Raw genomic sequence first — 18,162 nt, 5'->3', positions numbered from 1 at the left:
GCCTCGCGCTTGAACTCAGGGGTAAAGGTACGACGTTGCTTGGTCATCAGACACCTCTCTATGGCGAGCATTCTCGCCTAAATGGGTGTCCGGTTTCATTAGACCACTACAGACATCCCCGAGGTGCCTTACCATCACCCGAATAAATCTCTCCATTCACCCCATCTGTACACGCTGCTATCAACACGACATGCCCTTATTGATGCTGGAATTCAGCAATTATCGACTCCGGACCAGGCATTCGCGCATAAATATCGCTCAACAAAAAAGGCCACCCTAAGGTGGCCTTTCAAACTGAGAGAGAAGCGTTCGAACTTACACTGCCGCAACAGGACGCATGTAAGAGATCGGTGCCGTACTGGCATCTTCGAAGGTCACCACTTCCCAGGCATCTTTCTGTGCAATGAGCTTGCGCAGAAGCTGGTTGTTCAGCGCGTGGCCCGACTTGAAGCCCTGGAACTCACCAATCAGGCTATTGCCCAGCAGGTAGAGGTCGCCAATGGCGTCGAGGATCTTGTGCTTGACGAATTCGTCCTCATACCGCAGGCCGTCTTCGTTGAGCACACCGTCCTTGTCGACCACGATAGCGTTTTCAACGCTACCACCGAGTGCGAGGTTGTGCTTGCGCAGGTACTCGAGGTCACTCATGAAACCGAAAGTGCGCGCGCGGCTGACTTCTTTCACGAACGAAGTGCTGGAAAAATCCACGCTGGCAATCTGGGTACGGTCACGGAACACCGGGTGATCGAAATCGATCTCGAAACTCACCTTGAAACCTTCGAAAGGGACGAAAGTGGCGCGCTTGTCGCCGTCTTCCACTGTCACTTCACGCAGGATGCGGATGAATTTCTTGGCTGCGTCCTGCTCTTCCAGGCCGGCCGATTGAATCAGGAATACGAAGGGTCCAGCGCTACCATCCATGATCGGGACTTCGGACGCGGAGAGCTCGACGTAGGCGTTATCGATGCCCAGGCCAGCCATGGCCGAGAGCAGGTGCTCCACCGTGTCTACCTTGGTATCGCCGGCGACCAGAGTGGTCGACATCGTTGTCTCGCCGACGTTTTCCGCGCGAGCGGGAATCTGGACGACAGGGTCCAGGTCGGCGCGAACGAAGACGATGCCGGTATCCACGGGTGCAGGCTTGAGGGTCAGGTATACCTTCTCCCCGGAGTGCAGGCCTACCCCAGTGGCACGGATAATATTCTTCAGGGTGCGTTGTTTAATCATGGCATTGGCCGCTTCAGCGCAAATTGCGAACTGGTATCAACAAAGGCTGGCGATAATAGCAGCTCCGACCTTTGCTGAACACCAATCACCCTAATACCCCTGATAAATTGCATTAATCGGCCTGACGACGCAGGAAGGCCGGGATATCCAGATAATCCAGATCATCTTGCGGATTGAGCTTCGCGGCCGCAGCGGCACCGGCCTGAGCCTGGTTACGCATGACGGTCGGACGATCCAGGTCACGGTAGTTCACCGACGGCAGTTCCTGACGAGCAGGGGCTGGAGCGGCGGCCTGCGCGGCCATCGTCTGCATGGTGTTGTCGATGACCTTTACCGGCTTCTCGATTTTCGCACCCAGACCAGTGGCGACCACGGTCACATGCAACTCGTCGCGCATGTCGGGATCGATCACGGTACCGACCTTGACCATCGCGTGGTCGGAAGCGAAGGCTTCGATGATGCTACCCACGTCGGAGTACTCGCCCAGCGACAAGTCGGGACCTGCGGTGATATTCACCAGGATACCGCGAGCACCCTGCAGGTTGACGTCCTCGAGCAGCGGGTTGCGAATCGCCGCCTCGGTGGCTTCACGCGCACGGTTGGGACCGCTGGCGCAGCCGGTGCCCATCATCGCCATGCCCATCTCGCTCATCACGGTACGCACGTCGGCGAAGTCGACGTTGATCATGCCCGGACGCTTGATGATGTCCGAAATACCACGAACGGCACCGGCCAGCACGTCGTCAGCCTTGGCGAAAGCCGACAGCAGGCTGGCGTCCTTGCCGAGGATGGTGAGCAGTTTTTCGTTCGGAATGGTGATCAGCGAGTCGACGCTTTCCGAAAGCATACGAATGCCTTCGTCGGCGATCTGCATGCGCTTGCGACCTTCGAACGGGAACGGACGGGTGACCACCGCAACGGTCAGGATGCCCATTTCCTTCGCCACTTCGGCAATGATCGGGGCCGCACCGGTACCGGTACCGCCACCCATGCCGGTGGTGATGAAGACCATGTTGGTGCCCGCCAGCACTTCAGCGATACGCTCGCGGTCTTCCATGGCGGCCTGACGACCGACTTCCGGGTTGGCGCCTGCGCCCAGGCCCTTGGTAACACCGGTGCCCAGTTGCAGAATGGTGCGCGCACCGATGTTTTTCAGGGCTTGAGCATCGGTGTTGGCGCAGATGAACTCGACGCCTTCGATGTTGCTCTTGACCATGTGATTGACCGCGTTGCCGCCGCCACCACCAACGCCGATCACTTTGATGACCGGGCTTTGTGGGATGTTGTCTACGAGTTCGAACATGTTCCCTCTCCTTCAGTTCTCTAGTTTTTTCGCCTACTGCCCATTACCGCTTTTGAAGCTTAGAAATTGCCCTGCACCCACCGCTTCAACCGCTCAAGCACTGGGGCTTTCTCTTCTTCGCCATAACCGCTGTTGCTGTTACTGCTGATTCCCGACAGGTTGACGCCATCGGACTGCTTCTGCAGGCCGTACATCAACAAACCCACCGCTGTGGAATAGATCGGATTGCGGATCACGTCGCCGAGGCCGCGCACCGTGTGCGGCACGCCCAGGCGCACCGGCATGTGGAAAATCTCTTCGGCCAGCTCCGTGGCGCCTTCCATTTTCGAAGTGCCACCGGTGAGCACTATGCCGGCCGGAATCAGGTCTTCGTAGCCGCTGCGGCGCAGCTCGGCATGGATCAGAGTGAACAGCTCGTCATAGCGCGGCTCGACCACTTCGGCCAGGGCCTGACGGGACAGCTCGCGCGGCGGACGATCGCCGACGCTCGGCACCTTGATGGTTTCGCCGGCACCGGCCAGCTTGGCCAGGGCACAGGCGTAACGGATCTTGATCTCTTCGGCGTACTGGGTCGGCGTGCGCAAGGCCATGGCGATGTCATTGGTGACCTGATCGCCGGCGATGGGGATTACCGCGGTGTGGCGGATGGCGCCCTCGGTGAAGATCGCCATGTCGGTGGTACCGCCGCCGATGTCCACCAGGCACACGCCCAGTTCTTTCTCGTCGTCGGTCAGCACCGAATAGGCCGACGCCAGTTGCTCGAGGATGATGTCGTCGATTTCCAGGCCGCACCGACGCACGCACTTCTCGATGTTCTGCGCCGCGTTGACCGCGCAAGTCACCACGTGAACCTTGGCTTCCAGACGCACGCCGGACATGCCCAGTGGCTCGCGGACGCCTTCCTGGTTGTCGATCACGTAATCCTGCGGCAGCGTGTGCAGCACGCGCTGATCGGCGGGGATGGCGACGGCCTGGGCGGCGTCGAGAACGCGCTCGAGGTCGGCCATGCTCACTTCGCGATCGCGAATGGCGACGATGCCGTGGGAGTTGAGGCTACGAATATGATTGCCCGCCACACCGACGAACGCCGAGTGGATCCGGCAGCCGGCCATCAGCTGCGCCTCTTCGATGGCGCGCTGGATCGACTGCACCGTGGACTCGATGTTGACCACCACACCCTTCTTCAGGCCGCGGGAGGGATGGGTACCGATCCCGACGATATCCAAAGTGCCGTCGGCCGCGACTTCGCCTACCAGCGCCACCACCTTGGAGGTGCCGATATCCAGACCGACGATCATTTTGCCGCTTTGCACGTTTGCCATGGGTCCTGCCTCTTCTTAATTCTTCGCGACCGCGGGTTTTTCCGTGGTCGGGGCGATCGGTTCGCGCCAGCTGACGGCCAGGCCGTTGGCGTAACGCAGGTCGATGCTCGCGATATTCGTAATCTGTTCTTTGAGTGTCTTGTCGTAAATGACGATGAACCGGCGCATCTTCTCGACCAGGTGATCTCGTCCCAGCAGTAATTCGATGCCCGGGCCGGCGCTGCCTGAACCGGTGGTCAGGAACCAGCTGCCGCGTTCACGCAATTCGAGCCTGGCGACGGAGAAGCCCAGCGGCCGCAACATCTGACTCAACACTTGATACTGCTGCATGACTTGTTGCTGAGCACGCTGCGGGCCGTACAGCTGCGGCAGGTGCTCATAGTTGGCCAGCTCGCGCGGCGCGAAGGCTTCGCCCTGGTTGTTCAGCAGGGCGCCGTCGCCCCAGCGCGCGACCGGCAGTTGTTCTTCGAGGCGAATCACCACCTGATCAGGCCACACGCGACGCACTTCGGCGTGGGCGATCCAGGGCATCTTCTCAAGCTCGGTGCGCATGCTCGCCAGGTCGATGGTGAAGAAGGTCCCGGCCATGTATGGCGCAATGCGCTGCTGCACGGCCTGCTGGCTGATGTAGCTGAGGTCGCCCTGCACCGCGATTTTGGTGATCGGACGGTCGGCGTAAGGCATCAGGCGCTGAGCGCCGATGTAGGTGCCGTAGCCCAAAGCCACCAGCAGTACCGGCCACATCAGCACTTTCAGGAAACCGAAATTGGCCTTCGGCAGGCGCACCGACATCGGCTCCTTGGCCACCATGCGACTGGCGCCACGGGGCACCGGCTTGCGGCTCGGAGCGGGAGTCTGGTGACGAATCGATGCGCCCTGCATGGGTTAACCTCGTACCGGGAGGCTGGCGGCCAGGATCGCCAGCACCAACTGCTGGAAATCGAGACCGGCCGCGCGTGCTGCCATGGGGACCAGGCTGTGATCGGTCATGCCTGGGGCCGTGTTCACTTCCAGCAGCCAGAACTGGCCGTCGGTGTCTTGCATCACGTCCACACGGCCCCAGCCAGCGATGCCGATAGCGTCGCAGGCGCGGGCGGTGAGCTCGATGAGTTCCTGCTCCTTGACCGGGTCGAGGCCGCACGGGATCCGATACTGGGTATCGTTGGCCACGTACTTGGCGTCGTAGTCGTAGAAGGTGTGCGGGGTGCCGAGGGCGATCGGAGGCAAAACCTGGTCGCGCAGGGTCGCGATAGTGAACTCGGGACCAGTGATCCATTGTTCGACCAACACTTGCGAATCGTAGGTACTGGCGTCTTTCCAGGCGTCGATCAATTCTTCGACGCTGTTCACCTTGGCCATACCGATACTGGAACCTTCATGGGCCGGTTTGACGATCAAAGGGAAGCCCAGTTCCCCGCCAGCCGAAATACAATCCTCGACGTTGGTCAATACCGCATGATGAGGCGTCGGCAGACCAAGGCTCTTCCACACTTGCTTGGTGCGCAGTTTGTCCATCGCCAGTGCCGAGGCGAGAATGCCGCTGCCGGTGTAAGGGATGCCCAGGCACTCCAACAGACCCTGCATGCTGCCGTCTTCGCCGCCGCGGCCATGCAGGATGATGAACGCCAGGTCGATCTTCTCGCGCCGCAGGATATCCAGCAGATCGTCGCCCACATCGATGCCGAACACGTCGACACCGGCGCTCTGCAAGGCGCCCAGCACCTGCGCACCGGATTTGAGCGACACTTCCCGTTCAGCGCTTTTGCCGCCGTACAGCACCGCCACACGGCCGAAATCCTTCGGCGCAATGGTGGAGAACAGAGAGGAATAGGCGCTAACGGTCATTTGAACTTTCCTGGGCTGGCGCTGGCGCCTGCGAACAACGGACTTTTAAGTAATTGCGGTGCCAACGCACCAATATCGCCAGCGCCCTGACACAGCAGGATGTCGCCGGGACGCAGCAGCGGCTTGACCAGCGGCGCGAGTTCGACGCCACGTTCGATGTAGATCGGGTCCAGTTGCCCCCGCTGACGGATGCTGTGGCACATCTGACGACTGTCCGCGCCCTGGATCGGCTCTTCGCCAGCGGGATAGACTTCCATCAACAGCAACACGTTGGTCTCGCCCAGCACCTGTACGAAATCGTCGTACAGGTCGCGGGTACGGGTGTAACGGTGTGGCTGGTAGACCATCACCAGGCGGCGCTCGGGCCAGCCACCGCGCACGGCGCTGATCACCGCGGCCACTTCACGGGGGTGATGGCCGTAGTCGTCCACCAGCATCACGCTGCCGCCCTCGACGGGTAGGTCGCCGTAGATCTGGAAGCGCCGACCGACACCCTGAAAGCCCGACAGGCCCTGCACGATGGCCTCATCGCTGACGCCTTCGTCGGACGCAATGGCGATGGTCGCGAGGGCATTGAGCACGTTGTGCCGGCCGGGCATGTTGACCGACACATTGAGCGGCTCGCGGTCGCGGCGCAGTACCGTGAAGTAGGTCAGCATGCCGTCCTGGCGGATGTTGATGGCGCGCACGTCGGCTTCTTCGCTGACGCCGTAGGTCACGGTCGGACGAGCGATCTGCGGCAGGATCTCGCGCACCACCGGATCGTCCAGACACACCACCGCCAGGCCGTAGAACGGCAAGTTGTGGAGGAACTCGACGAAGGTCTTCTTCAACTTGTTGAAGTCACCCTCGTAGGTGTCCATGTGATCGGCGTCGATGTTGGTGACAACGGCCACCAGCGGCTGCAGATGCAGGAAGCTGGCGTCGCTCTCGTCGGCTTCGGCGATCAGGTAGCGGCTGGTGCCCAGCTGCGCGTTGGTGCCCGCAGCGTTCAAGCGGCCACCAATGACGAAGGTCGGATCCAGGCCACCGGCGGCGAACACCGAGGCGATCAGGCTGGTGGTGGTGGTCTTGCCATGGGTACCGGCGACGGCGATACCGTGGCGATAGCGCATCAGCTCGGCGAGCATCTCGGCGCGCGGGACCACCGGAATGCGGCGCTCCAGGGCAGTGGCGACTTCCGGGTTGCTTGGGTTGATCGCGCTGGACACCACCAGCACGTCAGCCACGGCAGCGTTCTCGGCGCGGTGGCCGATGAAAATTTCAGCGCCGAAGGACTTCAACCGCTCGGTGACCGGCGAGGCCTTGAGGTCGGAGCCGGACACGCTGTAACCCAGATTGAGCAACACTTCGGCGATACCGCACATGCCCACACCGCCGATACCGACGAAGTGAATACGGCGGATTCGGCGCATTTCTGGCTGTGGCATGCCTTTCTGGTTTTCAACCATGGGCCACCTCCAGGCAGACATCGACCACGCTACGGGTGGCATCGGGTTTGGCCAGACGGCGCGCGGTGGCGGCCATCTGGTTGAGTTTTTCGGGTTGCATCAAAACCTCTTTCAGGCGCTCGGCCAGTTGGGCCGCGCCGGTTGTCGCTTGTGGCATGAGGAAGGCAGCGCCTTCACGGGCCAGATATTCGGCGTTGCGGGTCTGGTGGTCGTCGATCGCATGGGGCAACGGCACCAGAAACGACGGCAGACCAGCCGCTGCGAGTTCGCTGACAGTGAGCGCGCCGGAGCGGCAGACCATCATGTCCGCCCAGCCGTAGGCCTGGGCCATGTCCTGGATGAAGGGCGCGACCTGCGCCTCGACACCGGCGGCCTGGTAACGCTCGAGGGTCACCTGGTCGTGTTTCTTGCCGGCCTGATGGAAGACTTCAGGTCGGAATTCGGCTGGCACCAGCGCCAGGGCGGCGGGCAGCAACTTGTTCAACGGCTCGGAGCCGAGGCTGCCGCCGGTGATCAGCAGGCGCGGCTTGCGCCCTGCGAGGCTCTGGCGCGGGGTTTCGAGGAACAGCTCCGGCCGCACCGGATTGCCGGTGGTGCGGCGCTTGCTGGAAGCCCCGAACGTGTTCGGGAAAGCTTCGCAGACTCGGCTGGCGAACGGCACCAGCAGGCGATTGGCGGTACCGGCCACGGCATTCTGCTCGTGGACGATCACCGGCACGCCGGCCAGCCGCGCAGCCAGGCCGCCAGGGCCGGTGACGTAACCACCGAAACCGAGCACGCACACCGGCTTGACCTGGCGCAGCACACGGCGCGCCTGCAACAGCGCGTTGCACAGCACGAATGGCGCCTTGAGCAGCGACTTGACGCCTTTGCCGCGCAAGCCAGCCACGTTGATCAGGTGCAACGGCAGACCCGCCTGGGGTACCAGGTCGTTCTCGATGCCGCGTGGCGTCCCCAACCAGTGCACGCTGTAGCCACGGGCCTGAAACTCGCGCGCGCAGGCCAGCGCCGGGAACACGTGCCCGCCGGTACCGCCGGCCATGATCAGCACGTTACCGGCCATGGGCGGGCTCCTCGGCGAAATCGTCTTCGCTGAATTCGGTTTCTTCGCTGCCCAGCGCCGCGCGGCTTTCCCACTCGATGCGCAGCAGCAAGCCCAGGCACATGCAGCAGATCACCAGGGAGCTGCCGCCGTAACTGAGGAACGGCAGGGTCAGGCCCTTGGTCGGCAGCAGACCGACGTTCACGCCGATGTTGATCAGGAACTGACCGATCCACAGGAACGACAAGCCATAGGCCATGTAGGCAGCGAAATAGTGCTTGGCGCGCTCGGCCCACATGCCGATGTACATGCCGCGAATACACACGAACACGAACAACGCCACGGTGCACAGCGAACCCACCACACCCAGTTCCTCGGCCAATACCGAGAATACGAAGTCGGTGTGCGCTTCAGGCAGGTAGAACTGCTTCTGCACACTGTTGCCCAGGCCGACGCCAAGCCATTCGCCACGACCGAAGGCGATGAGCGCCTGGGTCAACTGGTAGCCGGAACCGAACTGATCGGACCAGGGGTCGGTAAAGGTCACCAGACGCGCCATCCGATAAGGCTGCGCCTTGACTAGCAGGATCACCGAAGCCACCGCCAGCACCACCATCAGGGCGAAGCGGAACAGCCCTACACCACCGAGGAACAGCATGGCCGCCGCAGCGCCCATCATTACCACGGTGGCGCCGAAGTCCGGCTCCATCAGCAGCAGGCCCGCCATCGGCAGCAGCACGAAGAACGGCTTGAAGAAGCCCATCCAGCTGTCCCGTACTTCCTGCTGGCGGCGCACCAGGTAACCGGCCAGGAAGATCACCACGAATACCTTGGCAACTTCCGAAGGCTGGACGTTGAAAAAACTGAAGCCGATCCAGCGCATCGAGCCGTTGACCTCACGACCGATACCCGGCAGCAGCACTGCCACCAACAGGCCGAACGCGCCAATCAGCATCCACCAGCCCAGGCGCTGCCACGTGGCGATCGGTACCATCATGGTGACGATGCACGCCCCCAGGCCGATGGCCAGATAGATCAGGTGTCGAATCATGTGATACAGCGGGTTGCCCGACTGCGCGGCCGCCACTTCCGAAGAAGCCGAGGTGATCATCACCAGGCCCAGGCCCAGCAGCGCCAGGCAACCGGCGAGCATGGGAAAGTCGATATCGATGCCGCGGCCACTGATGAGGGGCGACGGATAAGGCTTGATCACACCGAAGATCATGACAAAGCCTCCACGGCGCGAGCGAACAGGTGCCCGCGCTCTTCATAGTTCTTGAACATGTCGAGGCTGGCGCACGCCGGTGACAGCAACACCGCATCGCCGGGCTGGGCCAGTTCGGCGCAGCGCGAGACGGCGTCTTCGAGGGATGGCACGCGCACCAGCGGTACGCTGTCGCCCAGTACCGCGGCGATCTGCTCGGCATCGCGGCCTAGCAGCACTACCGCGCGGCAATGGGCAGCGATCGGCGCGGCCAGGGGCTTGAAGTCAGCGCCCTTGCCGTCACCGCCAGCGATGAGTACCAGCTTGCCGTCGATGTCGCTGCCCAGGCCTTCGATGGCCGCCAGCGCCGCACCGACGTTGGTGGCCTTGGAATCGTTGTAGTAGCTCACCCCTGCACGCTCGCGCAGCCACTGGCAGCGATGCTCCAGACCGCCGAACTCGCGCAGGGTGTGCAGCATGGCGGCGAAAGGCAGGCCGACCGCATACCCCAGAGCCAGCGCCGCCAGGGCGTTGGCCTGGTTGTGGGCACCGCGAATCTTCAGTTCGCTCACCGGCATCAGCGCCTTGAATTCGAACGCCAGGTGCTTCTCGCCGTCTTGCTCGATCAGGCCGAAGCCTTTGAAGTCCGGGCGGTTGAGGCCGAAGGTCCAGCACGGCTGGCCTTCGGTGAGCAATGGCCGCGACAGCGCATCCTGACGATTGACCACCACCTGTCGCGCACCGCGGAAAATCCGGTGCTTGGCCAGGTGATAGGCCGGCAGGCCGCTGTAGCGATCCATGTGGTCTTCGCTGACGTTGAGCACGGTCGCTACTTCGGCGCCCAGATGATGGGTGGTTTCCAGCTGGAAGCTGGACAGCTCCATCACGTACAGATCGATGTTGTCGGCGAGCAGGTCGAGCGCTGGCGTACCAAGGTTGCCGCCCACCGCCACGCGCTTGCCCGAGGCGCGCGCCATGTCGCCCACCAGGGTGGTCACCGTGCTCTTGGCATTGGAGCCGCTGATGGCCACGATCGGTGCCTTGACGTTACGCGCGAACAGCTCGATGTCACCCGACAGTTTGACGCCGCGGGCTGCTGCCTGCTGCAAGGCCGGGGTCGCCAGCGCCAGGCCCGGGCTCACGTAGAGCTCGCAGGCACGGCAAAGGAATTCGACGTCCAGCTCGCCACAACGCACATCGACGTGCGGGTAGTCACGGCGCAAGGTCGCGAGTTCTGGCGGATTCTCGCGCGTGTCGGCCACGGCAAAGGACACGCCCCGGTTCGCCAGGAAGCGAACCAGGGACATGCCGCTCTTGCCGAGGCCGACAACGATGCGGAATTGGTCAGAAGCGATCAGAGACACTCGTTCTACCTCAGTTTCAGGGTGGCAAGGCCGATCAGCACCAGAATCACGGTGATGATCCAGAATCGGACGATGACCCGTGGTTCAGGCCAACCCTTGAGTTCAAAATGGTGATGGATCGGTGCCATGCGGAACACCCGGCGACCGGTGAGCTTGAACGACGCCACCTGGATGACCACCGACAGCGTCTCCATCACGAACACACCACCCATGATGAACAGCACGATTTCCTGCCGCACGACCACGGCGATGGTGCCCAGCGCCGCGCCCAACGCCAGCGCGCCGACGTCACCCATGAACACCTGCGCGGGGTAGGTGTTGAACCACAGGAAACCCAGGCCGGCACCGATCAGCGCGCCACAGAACACGATCAACTCGCCGGCCCCCGGGACATAAGGAATCAGCAGGTAATCGGCGAATTTGATGTTGCCCGACAGGTAGCAGAAGATCCCCAGCGCGCCGCCAACCATCACCGTAGGCAGGATCGCCAGGCCGTCGAGGCCGTCGGTGAGGTTGACCGCGTTGCTGGAACCGACGATCACGAAGTAGGTCAGCACGATGAAGCCCAGACCCAGGTGAATGCTGGCGTCCTTGAGCATCGGGATGATCAGGGTGGTTTCGTTGCTGCCGGGAGCGGTCATATACAGGAAGATCGCTGCGCCCAGGCCGAATACCGACTGCCAGAAGTACTTCCAGCGGCTTGGCAGCCCGCGGGAGTTCTTCTCGATGACCTTGCGATAGTCGTCCACCCAGCCAATGGCGCCGAACAGGAAGGTGACGATCAATACGGTCCAGACATAACGGTTGCTCAGGTCGGCCCACAGCAAGGTGCTGACGCCGATCGCCGAGAGGATCAGCGCGCCGCCCATGGTCGGTGTGCCCGACTTGGACAGGTGCGACTGTGGACCGTCGTTGCGCACGGCTTGACCGATCTGACGCATCTGCAGGGTGCGGATCATCCATGGGCCCAAAAACAGGGCAAGCGCCAGCGCGGTCAATACACCCAGAATCCCGCGCAGGGTCAGGTATTGAAAGACCGCAAAGCCTTTGTAGAACTGTTGCAGATACTCGGCCAACAGCAGCAGCATTAATGTTTCTCCCCGCCGGGTACGCACAAGGCCGCGACGACGTTTTCCATCGCCGCGCTGCGTGAACCCTTGATCAAAATAGTGGTGTCGGAACCTTGCTCGGCTTCGAGCGCAGAAATCAGTTCGGCCTGACTGGAAAAGTGTTTGGCGCCCTCACCGAAGGCACTGACGGCGTGAGCCATGAACGGCCCGACGGCATAGAGCGCGTCAACCTTGCCACGCGCATAGTCACCAACCTGTCGATGCCCCTCGATCGCCCACTCACCCAACTCGCCGATATCTCCGAGCACCAGAACGGTGCACCCGGAAAAGCCGGCGAGTATATCAATGGCCGCGCACATGGAGGAGGGATTTGCGTTGTAGGTGTCATCGATGACGCGCATGCCGGCCTTGGCCAATTGCGCGACGGTACGCCCTTTGACCGGCTGCACCGCATTCAGGCCGGCAACGATACCCGCCAGGGACACGCCCATGGCGCTGGCCGCCGCTGCCGCCGCAAGTGCGTTCTGCACGTTATGGGTACCGAGCAGGTTCAACTGCACGGGAGCTACGCCCTCTTCGCAATGCAGCTGGAAGGCCGGGCAGCCGCGGGCATCGGTGGTAATGTCGGCGGCGTAAAAGCTCGCGCTCGGGTTGCTCAACGCGAACGTCAGCACCTTGCGTGCGCCGGCACGGGCTTGCCAGATGGCAAACGCCTTGTCGTCGAGATTGAGCACCGCCACGCCATCGGCGCCCAGGCCGTCGATGATTTCGCCCTTGGCTTCGACGATCTTCTCCGGGCCGCCGAACTCGCCGACGTGGGCCGTACCGGCATTGTTGAGGATGGCAACGTGCGGGCGAGTGAGGTCGACGGTGTAGGCGATCTCGCCCAGACGCGAGGCGCCCAGCTCGATGACTGCGGCGCTGTGCTGCGGCGCCAGTTCGAGCAGGGTCAGGGGCGCGCCGAGGTCGTTGTTCAGGTTGCCACGGGTGGCCAGCACCAGACCGCGGGTGCGCAGAATGCTGGCGAGCATTTCCTTGACCGTGGTCTTGCCGCTGGATCCGGTTATGGCCGCCACTGGCTTGTCGAATGCGGCGCGATTGAGCGCCGCCAGCTGGCCGAGGGCAACGCGGGTATCGGCGACGATGATCTGCGGCAGGTCGCTGTCGGCGACGGCGCGCTCCACCAGCGCGGCGACGGCGCCTTTACCAGCGACGTCGTTCAAGTAATCGTGACCATCGAAACGCGGCCCGCTCAAGGCCACGAACAGTTGCCCGGCCTGGATCGCGCGGCTGTCGATACTGACCCCGTCAAAATGACGATCGCCGCCCTGCAGGCGGCCGTTCAAAGGCTGTAACACTTCGCTCAACGCCAAGGGCTTAAGCATGATTGAGCTCCCAGGTGGCGAGGGCCAGTTCGGCCTCGTTCAGATCGGAGAACGGCAGGCGCTGGCCGTGAATTTCCTGGTAATCCTCGTGACCCTTGCCGGCCAGCACGATGACGTCGTCGACGCTGGCGGCGGCAATGGCCTGGGCAATGGCGGGGCCACGACCGGGCACGAAGGGCACGGGGTCGGGATTGGCGAAACCGGCGCGAATGTCGTCGAAAATCGCCAGGGGTTCTTCGCTGCGTGGATTGTCGTCGGTGACCAGTACGCGATCGGCCAGGCGCTCGGCCACAGCGGCCATCAAGGGACGCTTGCCGCTGTCACGGTCGCCACCGCAACCGAACAGGCACATTAGTTGGCCTTTGGCGTGAGGACGCAGGGCCTGCAGTACCTGGTCCAGGGCATCAGGCGTGTGGGCGTAGTCGACCACTACCAGCGGACGCTTGCCGCCGCCCAGGCGTTGCATGCGACCGACTGGACCTTCCAGCACTGGCAACACCTTGAGGATGTCGTCCAGGGGATAGTCCATGCCCAGCAAGGCGCCGACCGCCGCCAGCACGTTGCTGAGGTTGAAGCGCCCGAGCAGGCCGCTGCGCAGGCTGCGTTCGCCTTGCGCGGTGACCAGCGTGGCGCGTACGCCGCTGTCATCGAACAGGGCTTCGCGGCAATACAAGGTGGCGGCCGGGTCCTTGAGGCTGTAGGTGATCAGCCGCGACTCGTGCTCGCGGCCGGCCAGCTCTCGGCCCAATTCGTCATCGATGTTCAGCACCCGGCACTTGAGCGTCGGCCAGGCGAACAGCCGCGCTTTGGCGTCGGCGTAGGCTTGCATGCTGCCGTGGTAGTCCAGATGGTCGCGGGACAGGTTGGTCAGTACCGCCACATCGAAGTCCAATGCCGCTACCCGGCCCTGCTCGAGGGCGTGGGACGAGACTTCCATGGCCACCGCCCGTGCACCGGCCTTGCGCAGGTCCGACAGGGTCGCCTGTACCGCGATCGGATCGGGCGTGGTCAAACGGCCGCTTTTCAGCGAGCCATGAAAACCCGTGCCCAGAGTGCCGATCAGGCCGCAATGCTGGCCGAGCAGGTCAAGGGCCTGGGCCACCAGTTGGGTGACGCTGGTCTTGCCGTTGGTGCCAGTGACGCCTACCAGGTTGATTTGTCGGCTCGGCTCACCGTAGAAACGCCCGGCCAGGTCCGACAGCTGGGCGATCAGGCCTTTGACCGGAATCAGCGGGATGTCGGTCAATGGCAACACGGTGTTGCCCTCGACTTCATAGGCCACTGCCGCTGCGCCGTGGGCAATGGCGTCGGCGATGTGATCGCGACCATCGACCTTGAGCCCTGGCACCGCCAGGAACAAATCGCCCGGGCGCACGTTGCGGCTGTCCAGCGTCAACTCGCGGATCAGTGGATCGCGCTCGACCTGGATGAACAATTGATTGAGTGACATGACCATCAGCCGCGTCCTCCCTTGACCGGAGCCGGCACCGGCGCTGCATCGGCCTGCTGCTGCGGCGTGCTTGGCAGGTTGTCGGGGCGCACGTTCATCAGGCGCAAGGTACCGGACATCACCTTGCTGAATACCGGTGCCGATACCAGGCCACCGAAATAGCCGGCCTTGCCGGGTTCATCGATGACCACGATCACGGCGTAGCGCGGATCGGACGCCGGGCCGAAGCCGGCGAACAGCGAGCGGTAGGCGTTTTCGGTGTAGCCGCGCGATCCGATGGTGGCTTTACGGGCGGTACCCGATTTGCCCATCACGTGGTAGCTCGGCACTCGGGCGCGATACACGCCGCGCGGATCTTCGATCACCTGACCGAGCATCCATTGCACGGTGTCGGCGACTTTTTCCGGAATCACCTGTACCGCGTCAGGCTGCTTGTCCAGTTTGAGGATCGACAGCGGCGTCAGGCGGCCGTGGTTGGCAATGGTGGCGTAGGCATGGGCCAGCTGCAGCGCGGTCACCGACAGGCCGTAACCGTAAGAAAGCGTGGCGGTTTCGGCCTTGTGCCACTCGCGGTGGTTGGGCAGGTTGCCCACTCGCTCGCCCGGGAAGCCGAGGCCGGAATACTGGCCCAGGCCCACCGACGACATCACCTTGAACACGGCTTCGCCGCCGATATCGAAGGCCACCTTGCTCATGCCGACGTTACTGGAGTTGATCAGAATGCCGGTCAGGTCGAGCACCGGCCCTTCGGTCTTGGTCACGTCACGAATGGTGTAGCGACCGATCTGCAAGGTCCCCGGGTACACGTCGACTTTGTCGCTGGGCTTCCAGCGGCCGGTCTCGAGCGCAGCGCTCATCGACAGCGGCTTCATGGTCGAACCCGGCTCGAACACGTCGGTGATGGCGCGGTTGCGCATCGCCGCCGGGAACATGGTCCGGCGGTTGTTGGGGTTGTAGGTGGGCATGTTGACCATGGCCAGCACTTCACCGGTCTTGACGTCGAGGATCACCAGGCTGCCAGCCTTGGCCTCGTTCTCGGTGATGGCCTTGCGCAGTTCGCGGGTCGCCAGGTACTGCAGGCGCAGGTCGATGGACAGCGCGACCGTCTTGCCCGGCTTGGCGTTCTTGGTGACCTGCACGTCCTTGATCAGACGTCCGCGGCGGTCCTTGAGCACCTGACGGCGGCCCGGCACACCGGCCAGCCAGTCGTCATAGGCCAGCTCCACCCCTTCGCGGCCGTGGTCATCCAGGTCGGTGAAGCCGACCATGTGCGCGGTCACGTCGCCAGCGGGATAGAAGCGGCGGAATTCCTCAAGGCCGTAGACACCCGGGACCTTGAGGTCAAGCACCGTCTGGCCCTGCTCCGGCGTCAGGCCGCGGACCAGGTAGATGAACTCCTTGGAGGCATTGGCTTCGAGACGCTCGGTCAGTTGTGCGGGATCCTGCTGCAGGGCTGCCGCCAGCGCGGGCCATTTATCTTTGCCAGCCTGCATTTCCTTGGGGTTGGCCCACAAGGTGGTGACCGGGGTACTGACGGCCAGCGGCTCGCCGTTACGGTCGGTGATCAGGCCACGGTGTGCGGGAATGGGGATATGACGCATGCTGCGGGCATCGCCCTGACCCTTGAGGAAGTCATGGTCGATGACCTGCAGGTCGACGATACGATAGGAAATGGCCGCGACCATGGTCATCAGCAAGCCGACCATGACCCGGAACCGCCAGGGGTACAATGCGCCTTCGAGTTTCATCATGGCGTCACCATGCGAATTTCGGCGGCGTCGGGCACGCGCATTTTCAGCTGATCGGCGGCCAGGGCCTCGATACGGCTCTGGGCGGTCCAGGTGCTTTGTTCAAGGATCAGGCGGCCCCACTCGGCCTGCACCTTGTCGCTTTCGTTGAGTTCGGTGTAGAGCTGGTTGAGCAGCATGCGATTGGTGTGCGCGCTATACGCCACGGCGATGGCCGATACCAGTACCGCAATGAACAGCAGCAGCATCAGGAAGCTGCCGCCCGGCAGCGGCTTGTTCATGAGCTTGCTCAGCGGCGCGCTGGGCAGGGCCCTTTTCATGAGCTTGCTCAACGGAGTTTCTCCGCGACGCGCATGACGGCGCTGCGCGAACGCGGGTTGGCCTTGAGCTCGGCCTCGGAGGCGAACTGCGCCTTGCCGTGGACCTTGATCTTCGGCACGAAGGCCTCGAAACGCACCGGCAGGTTGCGCGGCAGATTGTCGGCTTCGCCCTTGGCCAGGCGGCGCATGAACAGCTTGACGATGCGGTCTTCGAGGGAATGGAAGCTGATGACCACCAGGCGGCCGCCGACTTCCAGCGCATCGAGGGCAGCTTCAAGCCCGGCCTCGAGGTCACCCAATTCGTTGTTGACGTGGATGCGCAGGCCCTGGAAGGCACGGGTGGCTGGGTTCTTGCCCTTTTCCCAGGCGGGGTTGGCGACCTTGAGCACTTCGGCCAGATCGCCGGTGCGCAGGAAGGGTTCGATTTCTCGGCGCAGCACCACGGCGCGAGCCATGCGCTTGGCGAAACGCTCTTCGCCGTATTCCTTGAAGACCCGGGCGATTTCTTCTTCCGGCGCCTGGGCGATGAACTCGGCGGCACTGACGCCGCGCGTGGGATCCATGCGCATGTCCAGCGGGCCGTCGTTCATGAAGCTGAAGCCGCGCTCGGGGTCATCGAGTTGCGGCGACGACACGCCGAGGTCCATCAGCACGCCTTGCACCTTGCCGGCCAGACCTTGCTCGGCGATGACTGCGGCCATCTCGGCAAAGCTGCGCTGCACAATGACAAAGCGGCCGTCTTCGGCCGCCAGCGCTTGCCCGGTGGCAATCGCTTGAGGATCCTTGTCGAACCCTAGCAGGCGGCCATCGGGCCCGAGCTTGGATAGCAATAATCGACTGTGCCCACCGCGGCCGAACGTGCCATCCAGGTAGCAGCCATCGACGCGCACGTCCAGAGCCTCGACAGCTTCGTCGAGCAGCACGGTGATGTGGTTAAAGCCGCTATCTATAGTCACAGAATCAAATCACGCAGTTCAGCGGGCATCGCGCCCGGTCGTTGTATGGCTTCCAGGTCAGCTGTCGCGACAGCGTTCCAGGCGTCTTCGTCCCACAATTGAAACTTGTTCAGCTGGCCGACCAGCATGGTGCGCTTGTCGAGCTTGGCGTACTCGCGCAAGCGCGGGGGAACCAGGAAACGACCGCTGCCGTCGAGCTCGAGATCCACCGCGTTACCGATCAGCAAACGCTGAAGGCGACGGGCTTCGTCATCGAACGACGGCAGCTTGCTCAACCTGGCTTCAATAATTTCCCATTCATCCAGCGGATAGACGCAAAGGCACGGGGAGACGGTATCGATGGTAATCACCAACTGGCCGGAACTACGCGAATTCAGCTCGTCACGGTACCGGCTCGGCATAGCGAGACGACCCTTGGCATCGAGACTGATGGCATTCGCTCCGCGAAACACAGCTGCGCTTCCCCTTTTTTACT

The 18,162-nt window shown here is 62.8% G+C and carries 16 protein-coding genes; all 16 read right to left on the bottom strand.

Annotation, left to right across the window (positions count from 1 at the left end; translation table 11 throughout):
• Positions 1-315: 315 nt before the first annotated feature.
• The 16 genes from lpxC to mraZ all read right to left on the bottom strand — a co-directional run bounded on the left by lpxC (position 316) and on the right by mraZ (position 18,139).
• Positions 316-1,227, bottom strand: a complete 912-nt coding sequence (gene lpxC / locus AC3WJP_RS25145; RefSeq protein ID WP_493722632.1) for a UDP-3-O-acyl-N-acetylglucosamine deacetylase — start codon at positions 1,225-1,227, stop codon at positions 316-318.
• A gap of 112 nt (positions 1,228-1,339) precedes the next feature.
• On the bottom strand, positions 1,340-2,530 hold the full coding sequence (gene ftsZ / locus AC3WJP_RS25140; RefSeq protein ID WP_493722631.1) for a cell division protein FtsZ: 1,191 nt from the start codon (positions 2,528-2,530) through the stop codon (positions 1,340-1,342).
• 59 nt (positions 2,531-2,589) lie between these two features.
• Entirely contained in the window at positions 2,590-3,852 is a 1,263-nt protein-coding gene (gene ftsA, locus AC3WJP_RS25135) for a cell division protein FtsA (RefSeq protein ID WP_493722630.1), read from the bottom strand.
• Positions 3,853-3,867: 15 nt separating this feature from the next.
• Positions 3,868-4,734 (bottom strand): cell division protein FtsQ/DivIB, encoded by an 867-nt coding sequence (locus tag AC3WJP_RS25130; protein WP_493722629.1) that lies wholly within the window; start codon positions 4,732-4,734, stop codon positions 3,868-3,870.
• 3 nt (positions 4,735-4,737) lie between these two features.
• On the bottom strand, positions 4,738-5,697 hold the full coding sequence (locus AC3WJP_RS25125; RefSeq protein WP_493722628.1) for a D-alanine--D-alanine ligase: 960 nt from the start codon (positions 5,695-5,697) through the stop codon (positions 4,738-4,740).
• On the bottom strand, positions 5,694-7,148 hold the full coding sequence (murC, locus tag AC3WJP_RS25120; protein ID WP_493722627.1) for a UDP-N-acetylmuramate--L-alanine ligase: 1,455 nt from the start codon (positions 7,146-7,148) through the stop codon (positions 5,694-5,696). The genes AC3WJP_RS25125 and murC overlap by 4 nt, the downstream gene beginning before the upstream one ends.
• Complete coding sequence (gene murG, locus AC3WJP_RS25115; protein ID WP_493722626.1) at positions 7,141-8,211, bottom strand: undecaprenyldiphospho-muramoylpentapeptide beta-N-acetylglucosaminyltransferase; 1,071 nt, start codon at positions 8,209-8,211, stop codon at positions 7,141-7,143. Before murG ends, murC begins: the two co-directional genes overlap by 8 nt.
• Positions 8,201-9,415, bottom strand: coding sequence for a putative lipid II flippase FtsW (ftsW, locus tag AC3WJP_RS25110; protein ID WP_493722625.1), 1,215 nt, complete (start codon positions 9,413-9,415; stop codon positions 8,201-8,203). The genes murG and ftsW overlap by 11 nt, the downstream gene beginning before the upstream one ends.
• On the bottom strand, positions 9,412-10,758 hold the full coding sequence (gene murD, locus AC3WJP_RS25105; protein ID WP_493722624.1) for a UDP-N-acetylmuramoyl-L-alanine--D-glutamate ligase: 1,347 nt from the start codon (positions 10,756-10,758) through the stop codon (positions 9,412-9,414). Before murD ends, ftsW begins: the two co-directional genes overlap by 4 nt.
• 5 nt (positions 10,759-10,763) lie before the next feature.
• A complete protein-coding gene (mraY, locus tag AC3WJP_RS25100; protein WP_493722623.1) occupies positions 10,764-11,846 on the bottom strand; it encodes a phospho-N-acetylmuramoyl-pentapeptide-transferase in 1,083 nt (360 codons plus the stop codon).
• The gene (locus AC3WJP_RS25095) at positions 11,846-13,213 is read right to left on the bottom strand and encodes a UDP-N-acetylmuramoyl-tripeptide--D-alanyl-D-alanine ligase (protein WP_493722622.1); all 1,368 of its coding nucleotides are present in this window, start codon (positions 13,211-13,213) and stop codon (positions 11,846-11,848) included. Before AC3WJP_RS25095 ends, mraY begins: the two co-directional genes overlap by 1 nt.
• The gene (locus tag AC3WJP_RS25090) at positions 13,206-14,669 is read right to left on the bottom strand and encodes a UDP-N-acetylmuramoyl-L-alanyl-D-glutamate--2,6-diaminopimelate ligase (protein ID WP_493722621.1); all 1,464 of its coding nucleotides are present in this window, start codon (positions 14,667-14,669) and stop codon (positions 13,206-13,208) included. Before AC3WJP_RS25090 ends, AC3WJP_RS25095 begins: the two co-directional genes overlap by 8 nt.
• Positions 14,669-16,411: a peptidoglycan D,D-transpeptidase FtsI family protein gene (locus AC3WJP_RS25085; protein WP_493722638.1), complete on the bottom strand. Its 1,743-nt coding sequence runs from the start codon at positions 16,409-16,411 to the stop codon at positions 14,669-14,671. The genes AC3WJP_RS25090 and AC3WJP_RS25085 overlap by 1 nt, the downstream gene beginning before the upstream one ends.
• Positions 16,411-16,704, bottom strand: a complete 294-nt coding sequence (gene ftsL, locus AC3WJP_RS25080; protein WP_493722637.1) for a cell division protein FtsL — start codon at positions 16,702-16,704, stop codon at positions 16,411-16,413. Before ftsL ends, AC3WJP_RS25085 begins: the two co-directional genes overlap by 1 nt.
• Before the next feature lie 35 nt (positions 16,705-16,739).
• A complete protein-coding gene (rsmH, locus tag AC3WJP_RS25075) occupies positions 16,740-17,687 on the bottom strand; it encodes a 16S rRNA (cytosine(1402)-N(4))-methyltransferase RsmH (RefSeq protein WP_493722620.1) in 948 nt (315 codons plus the stop codon).
• Complete coding sequence (mraZ, locus tag AC3WJP_RS25070; RefSeq protein ID WP_493722619.1) at positions 17,684-18,139, bottom strand: division/cell wall cluster transcriptional repressor MraZ; 456 nt, start codon at positions 18,137-18,139, stop codon at positions 17,684-17,686. The genes rsmH and mraZ overlap by 4 nt, the downstream gene beginning before the upstream one ends.
• Between the last annotated feature and the right edge of the window lie 23 nt (positions 18,140-18,162).

It is taken from the genome of Pseudomonas sp. GW821-FHT01A09 (assembly GCF_058986725.1).
This window is presented reverse-complemented; position numbering and strand designations above follow the sequence as displayed.